The sequence below is a fragment of the Endomicrobiales bacterium genome (assembly GCA_023228045.1).
Lineage (GTDB): Bacteria > Elusimicrobiota > Endomicrobiia > Endomicrobiales > JALOBY01 > JALOBY01.
This window is the reverse complement of record JALOBY010000034.1, coordinates 1-8085: the sequence shown is the minus strand read 5'-3', so window position 1 is coordinate 8085 and position 8085 is coordinate 1. Positions and strand designations below refer to the sequence as shown.

Sequence of the window (8085 nt, the reverse complement as noted above, 5' to 3'; positions counted from 1 at the left end):
TCAAATGTTTTTACTTGTCGTCTATATTTAAGACTTTATCCCTTGTTTTTAGCAACACTTTTTGAGTATTATGCCCATTGCGAGCGAAGCGCGGCAATCTAATAGTTAAGGCGAGATTGCTTCACCCTTTCGGGTTCGCAATGACAACTAAAAAAATAATGCTTGGAACTTAGTGGACAACATAGATAAGATACCTGTGAAAAAAAGGAAAAAATGCTTTTAATTTTTGACATTGGAAATACAAACATAACAATTGGCTTGTACAAAAACCCAAATGTCCCTTTGTGCAACAAGATACTTCGTTTAACAACTGACAAAAAAGCAGGCTTAAATAAATATGCAAAAGAGTTAAGTACAATTCTTGTAAAAAATAACATTGATGCGAAAAATATAACTTCTGTTGCTATTGCAAGTGTTGTACCGGAACTTGATAGTGTTTTTGCGAAATTATCAAAAAACATTTTTAAGTGTGGTGCGTACTTTGTATCATATACAAAATCAAAAGGTTTGCTTAAGTACAAATACCCAAAACCACAAGAAATAGGCGCCGACAGGATAGCCAACGCCGTAGCAGGGTATAAATTATGTGGTGGCCCGTTAATAGTGGTTGATTTTGGAACAGCAACAACATTTGACTGTATCAGTAAAGATGGCAAATATATGGGTGGGGCAATAGCACCCGGGCCACTATTATCGCTAAAAGCTCTCTCAATTAGCACCTCAAAACTTCCTGTCGTTGTTTTTTCAAAGTCATCTAAATATATAGGCAAAAATACTGTGGAGTGTATGCAATCTGGTATTTTCTTTGGTTATGTTGGTTTAATTAAAGGGCTTATAGATGGCATTTCTAACGAAATTGGCAAAAATGTTAAGGTCATTGCAACGGGTGGTCTCGCAGTTTCTGTTTGCAAAAATATAAGTAAAATAAGTGCGATTGTTCCAGAGCTTACGCTTGAAGGTATTAGACTTTTGTGGAAAAAAAACACCTTACCTGTTAATTCTGTGCATAAGATTGTGCATAAAAAATTGAAATAACTAAAGCATAGGAGGAAGTATGATTAAAAAGTTATTGGTTTTTCAAGCAGTTTTCTTTTTTATTGTTGCTTGTTCCTTTGCCGCAAACCCATTTGATCAGTTCAATAATGCTTTATCTGGTGTGCCTTCTTCGGTTGCACAGAAAAACCTTGATAATTTTGCAAAAGATTTTGGGGTATTGCTTGGTGGTGGTTCTTATCATCAGGCAAAGGTTTTGGGCTTTCCTGGCCTTGACATTGGTATTCATGTACCAATAATAAAAACAAGCGATGAAAACACAATTGTAAAGGCATCTAATGTAGACAATATGTTTTTACCAATTTTGCAGGCAGAGATTGGTTTGCCGGCAAAGTTTGACCTTATTGGCCGCTTTGTTTCATATGAGAATTCAACGCTAATAGGTGGGGGAGTTCGTTATGGAATAATTAAAAGTGCGTTGCCTGTAGTCCCAAATGTTTCTGTGCAGGCAATTTATACGCAATTTGAGGCAAGCGTTGGCGTAAACAAATTTAAGGCCGACGATATTGGTGTTAATGCTCTTGCGTCTTTTGATTTGCCGGTTATAACTCCTTATGTTGGGTTAGGATATAACTCTATAAATGTAATACCTGATAGCTCCATAACAAATCTTACCAGTAAGGTAAATATTGTGCGTATTGAGGGCGGCATAAACCTCGCATTGTTACCTGCAACATATTTGCAGCTTGGTGCCAATTCTGTTGATGGGCGTATAGGTTATGTACTTGGTCTTGGCGCAAAGTTTTAGGGTAAAAGTTATTTAACAAAAATTGGCACTTGTAAATCAAGAGTGCCAATTTTTTAATATTCCCCGTCATAGAAATTACACTTGACAAAAAATATCTCTCATGTTATAATTAGCACCCTATAAAGCAGAGTGATAAAAAAATGAGTAAAAATAAAAACAGGAGGTACAGTTATGGCTTTAAGACCGCTTGGCGACAGAGTGCTTGTAAAGCCCTCTGAGTCCAAAGAAGTAAAAAAGGGTGGTATAATAATTCCTGACACCGCAAAAGAAAAGCCACAAGAAGGTGAAGTTATCGCAGTAGGTAAAGGCAAAATTGGCGACGATGGCAAAGTTGTTGCTATGGATGTTAAGAAAGGCGACAAAGTTCTTTACGGTAAGTATGCTGGCACGGAAGTTAAAATTGAAGATGTTGAATATATGATAATGGGTCAAGATGATATCTTGGCCATAATTGAGTAATTAAAAAAAAGGGGAAAGAAACAATGGCAAAACAAATAATTTATACCGACGAAGCGCGTAAAGCTATAAAAAATGGTGTTGACAAACTTGCCAATGCCGTAAAAGTTACACTCGGACCTAAAGGCCGTTATGTTGTACTTGATAAAAAATATGGTTCCCCTGTTGTTACAAACGACGGCGTAACCATTGCAAAAGAAATTGAGCTTGAAGATCCATTTGAAAATATGGGCGCTCAACTTGTAAAAGAAGTTGCCTCAAAAACAAACGATGTTGCCGGTGACGGTACCACAACGGCGGCTGTTCTTGCTCAGGCGATTATTACTGAAGGTTTAAGAAATATAACTGCCGGTGCAAACGCTATGCATATTAAACGCGGCATAGATAAGGCCGTTGTCGCGGTTGTAGAAGAAATAAAAAAGATGGCAAAACAGGTAAAAGGTAAAGAAGAAATTGCCCAAATTGCATCCATCTCAGCGTCTGATAAAGAGATAGGAAAACTTATTGCCGATGCTATGGAAAAAGTTGGTAAAGATGGCGTTATAACCGTAGAAGAAGGAAAATCGGCCGACACAACCCTTGATGTTGTAGAAGGTATGCAGTTTGATCGCGGTTACATTTCACCGTACTTTGTTACCGACGCCGAAAGAATGGAGTCATCTCTTGATGATAGCTACCTTATAATAACCGACAAAAAAATATCTTCAATGCAGGAAATTTTGCCTTTGCTTGAAAAAGTTGTGCAAACAGGCAGACCATTTACAATAATTGCAGAAGATATAGACGGCGAAGCCCTTGCAACACTTGTTGTAAATAAAATAAGAGGCACTTTAAAAGTTGTGGCTGTTAAGGCCCCTGGTTTCGGAGATAGAAGAAAAGAGATGCTTCAAGATATAGCCACACTAACCGGTGGAACTGTAATATCTGAAGAGGTTGGTTTGAAACTTGATAAGGCAACACTTGATATGCTTGGCCAGGCAAAAAGAGTTGTAATTGATAAAGAAAACACAACAATTATTTCAGGTGCTGGCGATAAAAAGGAAATTGATAAACGCATCTCTCAACTTCGTAAACAAATTGACGAAACTAAATCAGATTACGACAAAGAAAAACTTCAGGAACGCCTTGCAAAACTTGTTGGCGGCGTAGCGGTTATTAATGTAGGTGCGGCAACTGAAACCGAAATGAAAGCCAAAAAGTTCAAAGTTGAAGACGCAATGCACGCAACCAGAGCCGGTGTGGAAGAAGGTGTTGTGCCTGGTGGCGGTGTTGCAATTTTGCGTACTCTATCGGTACTTGATAAACTAAAAGGCAATGACTTTGATGAGCAAACAGGTATAAATATAGTAAAACGCGCATTAGAAGAGCCAATTCGCCAGATTGCTTTTAACGCCGGTGTAGATGGTTCAATAGTTGTAGATAAAGTGCGCAACAGCAAAGAAGCCTCTTTTGGTTTTAACGCTGAAACTGGTGAGTATGTTGATATGCTAAAAGCTGGTATAGTTGACCCTGCGAAAGTTACGCGTTTTGCGTTACAAAATGCAGCTTCAATAGCTGGGCTTCTTCTTACAACTGAGGTATTGATAACAGATATTCCTGAGAAGAAATCTGGAATGCAAATGCCACAAATGCCACCTGAGTATTAAGAAGCATAAATAATAAGTAATAAAGCCCGTCGTGTTTAAAACACGGCGGGCTTTTTATTTATGGTTTGTCATTCCCGAGTGCTTAATCGGGAATCTATAAAATTGTTAGTTGACAATATTGTTTTTAGATGCTATTATTGAAAAACAATTTCATTAGAGATTATAAATTTATGAAAAAAGAAATAGTAATTTTACAGCAATTTATTAAAGAACAAGGTTTGCGCTCTACGCTTCAACGGGAGAACATTCTTAAAACATTCCTTGGGGTTGAAAAACATATTTCTATTGATGAATTGCATTCTTTAGTCAAAAAAAAATACCGCGGTATTGGGCATACAACTGTTTATCGCGCAATGAAGTTATTTTTATCGTTAGGGCTTTGCAGTGAGGTTGATTTTGGCGATGGGGTAGTAAAATACGAACATCTCTATGGTCATCAACATCATGATCATTTAATTTGTACTCGTTGCAGATCGTTAATTGAAGTGTTTGATCCTACACTTGAGAAACTTCAAGAGCGAGTTGCACTCTCTAAGGGTTTTGTTCCATTATCGCACAAGTTAGAGGTTTTTGGAGTTTGCAGGGCGTGCGCAGCAAAAAAATAATTTTTTTTTGAGTTTATATTGAAATCAAATTTCAATAATAAGAGTTTGATACGTTTTGGTGACATAAATAAAAGAGAGTTTTTAATATGGCAGATAAGGTGTCTAAAATTGCTTTAGTTGGAAACCCCAATGTTGGCAAGTCGGTTGTTTTTGGCCGGCTTACCGGGCGTTATGCGGTTGTTTCAAATTACCCTGGAACTACTGTAGATGTAAGCCGCGGAACTATGGAGTTGCACGGAAAGCACTTTGAGGTTATTGATACCCCAGGCACTATATCGCTTTTGCCAAGTTCCGAAGATGAGCAGGTATCAAGGGATATTCTTTTTTCGTCGGCGGATATTATAGTGCAGGTGGCAGATGCTAAAAACTTAGTGCGTTCGTTGCTCTTAGCAAGCGAGCTTATGGAGCTTGGTTTGCCAATGGTTTTAGTTCTTAATATGACCGATGAAGCCAAAGACAGAGGCATAAAAATTGATAAAGAATTGCTCTCAAGACAACTTGGAATCAGTGTAGTTGAAACTGTAGCTACAACAGGTTTTGGTATTAGTGAATTAAAAAAGAAAATTGTTTCTGCTAAGGTGGCAATTTCACCAAAAATATTTTCATCAGATGTAGAACAGGGTATCTCTTCAATTTGCCCTCAAGATAGCGCGCAGAAGGTGTGCAAGCCAATTGCAACGCAATTGCTTGCTGGCCAGAATGATGCAATAAAGTATTTTGAAAACGATAACATTAAAGTTGTTGAGAAGTCGGTGGAAAAACTTAATAAAAAAGTTCCTGCTGCCGAGTTTAGTTACAAACTTTTTAAGGCAAGAAATGATTTTGCGCTTTCTGTGGTTTCTCGTGTGGAAAAAAATGTCAAATCGTCAGCTTCCTCATTTCTTTCAAAAGTAGGAAGTTTATCAATGTCACCCATCTTGGGCTATTTTATTGTGTTTTTTGTTTTATTTATTATGTATAAGTTTGTAGGACAGTTTGGTGCTGGTTTTTTAGTTAATTTATTAGAAAAAAAAGTTTTTGCAGTTTATGTTAATCCTTTCTTTGTTGACCTGATTAGTGCTTTATCGCTTCCACAAATAATTAGAGATTTTTTTATTGGTAAGTTTGGTGTAATAACTATGGCGTTAACCTATGCCTTTGCAATTATAATGCCGATTGTTGCAACTTTTTTTCTATTTTTTGGAGTGTTGGAAGATTCCGGCTATTTGCCGCGGCTTTCTTTAATGTTAGATAAGCTTATGAAGTTCATAGGTTTAAACGGTAAAGCGGTTTTACCTATGATGCTCGGGCTTGGCTGCGGCACTATGGCAACGCTCACAAGCAGAATTCTTGAAACAAAACGCGAACGATTTTTGGTTATTTTGCTTTTGGCTCTTGGTGTTCCATGTTCAGCGCAGCTTGGTGTGGTGCTAGGGCTTTTGGGCGGCTTATCATTTAAAGTTACGGCAATCTGGTTTATGTCGGTATTTTCTTCTCTTGTTTTTGTTGGGCTTCTTGCCAACAAGTTAGTGCCTGGCAAGCCGTCTCCATTTATTTTAGAAGTGCCACCCATTAGAATGCCGATGATTTCAAACATTTTAATAAAAGTTTATATGCGAATGTTATGGTATCTAAAAGAGGCAGTTCCATTATTTATTTTAGGTACTGTTATACTTTTCACTCTGGATAAAATTGGCGCGCTTTTGGTTTTGCAAAAACTTGCAAGCCCTGTTATTGTCGGGTTTTTGGGCCTTCCTGCGGAAACAACCGGTAACTTTATTATGGGTTTTTTAAGAAGAGATTATGGTGCGGCAGGGTTTTTTATAATGGCAAAAAATGGTCTGCTTTCTCATGCGCAAATTGCTGTTAGCGCGGTTATAATAACACTGTTTTTGCCTTGTATAGCGCAATTTTTTGTAACCGTTAGAGAAAAGGGCTGGAAGTTAGCTTTAACAATAATGCTATTTGTGTTTACTTACGCAATATTATTTGGTGGAGCATTAAACTTCGCAATAAAATTATTTAAAATTTTGTAAAAAAGGTGGTACAGTTATGAAAGTATGTTTTGATTATGATGTGGAAGAAGCCCTTGGAATTATTTGGAAGTCAATAGAAGTTGGGGATAAAAGCTTTTCAAAAATAAAAGAAAAAATTGAAAGTGGTGTTACTGAAGGTATTTTGGATAAACTTTTGGAACAAGGGCATGTGATAGTTGAAAATGGAAACGACCTTGCATTAACTCAAAGTGGAGAAAAAATTGCCAGAGATATCACAAGAAGGCACCGGCTTGCGGAGCGTCTTTTTGCCGATGTTATCGAGCTTAGAAAAGAAGATTTAGATAAAAATGCTTGTGAATTTGAGCATATTATATCTCATGATGTTACAGATGCCATTTGTACGCTTTTGGGGCATCCTCAGTATTGCCCGCACGGTTCAAAAATTCCTTCGGGTGAGTGTTGTAAAAAAGCGGAAGGGGAGATAGAGGCAATAGTTGTGCCGCTAACAAAACTTGCTGTTGGGCAAAGCGGAGTTGTGGCTTATATAGTAACAGGTGAGCATAAGTTCATTCATAAAATATTTTCGCTGGGTGTTGTCCCGGGTGCTACCATTAAACTTCATCAGAAAAGCCCATCTTTTGTAATAATTGCAGGCCAAACGCAAATTGCCATAGATAGCGCAATAGCCGGTCAGATTTATATTAGAAAGAAGTAATTTTAAGTTTATTTATACTGGGGTCATGTAAGTTTTATTGACAAAAATAAAACAAAGCAGTAGAATCCAAACAACATACTGAACTTGTCTTAATCTCGTTAAAGCGGGATGGAAAGATGGGGAACCCAAATTTGACTTTGATTTTAAAAGTCTTGGGGCTAATATCTCGCTGATGGCGGGATTAGGGGACATCTCAAACCCGAGCCCGACAGCTAACCCCGTAAGTCTAAGAGGCGCATTAAGCCTCTACTTTTGAGAGAACACCAAAGAAATAGGTTCTCTGGTGTTTTTTATTTATATAGCTTAATTTTTTTTGTTGTATGGAGGTTTCATATTATGTTTAGTGGATGGGTACTACAGCTCATACTTTTTTTATCGGTTTTAACAATATGTTCTGTGTTTTTGGGTAGATATATGGCTAATGTGTTTTCTGGCAATAAAACCTTTTTAATGCCGTTGTTAATGCCGATAGAAAAAACTCTTTACAAATTGTTCGGCGTAAACACTGCTGAAGAAATGAATTGGAAAACCTATGCGTTGAATTTAATTATTTTCAATGCCATAGGAATTGTCGCTCTTTTTCTTATTTTAGAATTTCAGCATTTATTGCCTTTCAATCCAAATGGATCTGGGCCGCTGAAGTGGGATCTTGCGTTAAATACCGCTATATCATTCGTAACAAATACTAACTGGCAGAACTATGGCGGCGAAAGTACTATGAGTTATCTTACGCAAATGCTTGGCATGACAGTGCAGAATTTCTTGTCTGCTGCAACTGGTATTGCCGCGATGGTTGCTTTTATTAGAGCATTTGTTCACCAAAGTGTATCTGAGATAGGAAATTTTTGGGTAGATCTAACCCGTTCAATTATTCATATATTGCTTC

8 protein-coding genes and 1 riboswitch are annotated in these 8085 nt (G+C 37.4%); all 8 genes read left to right on the top strand.

Annotated elements, in window-relative coordinates; all coding sequences use genetic code 11:
- Window positions 1-213: 213 nt before the first annotated feature.
- Complete coding sequence (locus M0Q46_06520; GenBank protein MCK9583246.1) at window positions 214-1035, top strand: type III pantothenate kinase; 822 nt, start codon at window positions 214-216, stop codon at window positions 1033-1035.
- Between the two features lie 19 nt (window positions 1036-1054).
- The gene (locus tag M0Q46_06515) at window positions 1055-1801 is read left to right on the top strand and encodes a hypothetical protein (protein ID MCK9583245.1); all 747 of its coding nucleotides are present in this window, start codon (window positions 1055-1057) and stop codon (window positions 1799-1801) included.
- Window positions 1802-1972: 171 nt separating this feature from the next.
- Entirely contained in the window at window positions 1973-2260 is a 288-nt protein-coding gene (gene groES, locus M0Q46_06510) for a co-chaperone GroES (GenBank protein ID MCK9583244.1), read from the top strand.
- 23 nt (window positions 2261-2283) lie between these two features.
- Window positions 2284-3903 (top strand): chaperonin GroEL, encoded by a 1620-nt coding sequence (gene groL, locus M0Q46_06505; protein MCK9583243.1) that lies wholly within the window; start codon window positions 2284-2286, stop codon window positions 3901-3903.
- A 170-nt stretch (window positions 3904-4073) separates the two neighbouring features.
- Window positions 4074-4508, top strand: coding sequence for a transcriptional repressor (locus M0Q46_06500; protein ID MCK9583242.1), 435 nt, complete (start codon window positions 4074-4076; stop codon window positions 4506-4508).
- Window positions 4509-4594: 86 nt separating this feature from the next.
- Window positions 4595-6523, top strand: a complete 1929-nt coding sequence (feoB, locus tag M0Q46_06495) for a ferrous iron transport protein B (protein MCK9583241.1) — start codon at window positions 4595-4597, stop codon at window positions 6521-6523.
- 16 nt (window positions 6524-6539) lie between these two features.
- Window positions 6540-7199, top strand: a complete 660-nt coding sequence (locus M0Q46_06490) for a metal-dependent transcriptional regulator (GenBank protein MCK9583240.1) — start codon at window positions 6540-6542, stop codon at window positions 7197-7199.
- Between the two features lie 66 nt (window positions 7200-7265).
- A riboswitch (cyclic di-AMP (ydaO/yuaA leader) is annotated at window positions 7266-7440 on the top strand.
- 95 nt (window positions 7441-7535) lie between these two features.
- Window positions 7536-8085: potassium-transporting ATPase subunit KdpA (locus M0Q46_06485; protein ID MCK9583239.1), on the top strand; the 550-nt coding region annotated here is incomplete at its 3' end.

Coding starts and splice junctions, on each gene's coding strand:
- groL (MCK9583243.1), top strand. CDS start 2,284: ATGGCAAAACAAATAATTTATACCGACGAAGCGCGTAAAGCTATAAAA.
- M0Q46_06515 (MCK9583245.1), top strand. CDS start 1,055: ATGATTAAAAAGTTATTGGTTTTTCAAGCAGTTTTCTTTTTTATTGTT.
- M0Q46_06500 (MCK9583242.1), top strand. CDS start 4,074: ATGAAAAAAGAAATAGTAATTTTACAGCAATTTATTAAAGAACAAGGT.
- M0Q46_06490 (MCK9583240.1), top strand. CDS start 6,540: ATGAAAGTATGTTTTGATTATGATGTGGAAGAAGCCCTTGGAATTATT.
- groES (MCK9583244.1), top strand. CDS start 1,973: ATGGCTTTAAGACCGCTTGGCGACAGAGTGCTTGTAAAGCCCTCTGAG.
- M0Q46_06520 (MCK9583246.1), top strand. CDS start 214: ATGCTTTTAATTTTTGACATTGGAAATACAAACATAACAATTGGCTTG.
- feoB (MCK9583241.1), top strand. CDS start 4,595: ATGGCAGATAAGGTGTCTAAAATTGCTTTAGTTGGAAACCCCAATGTT.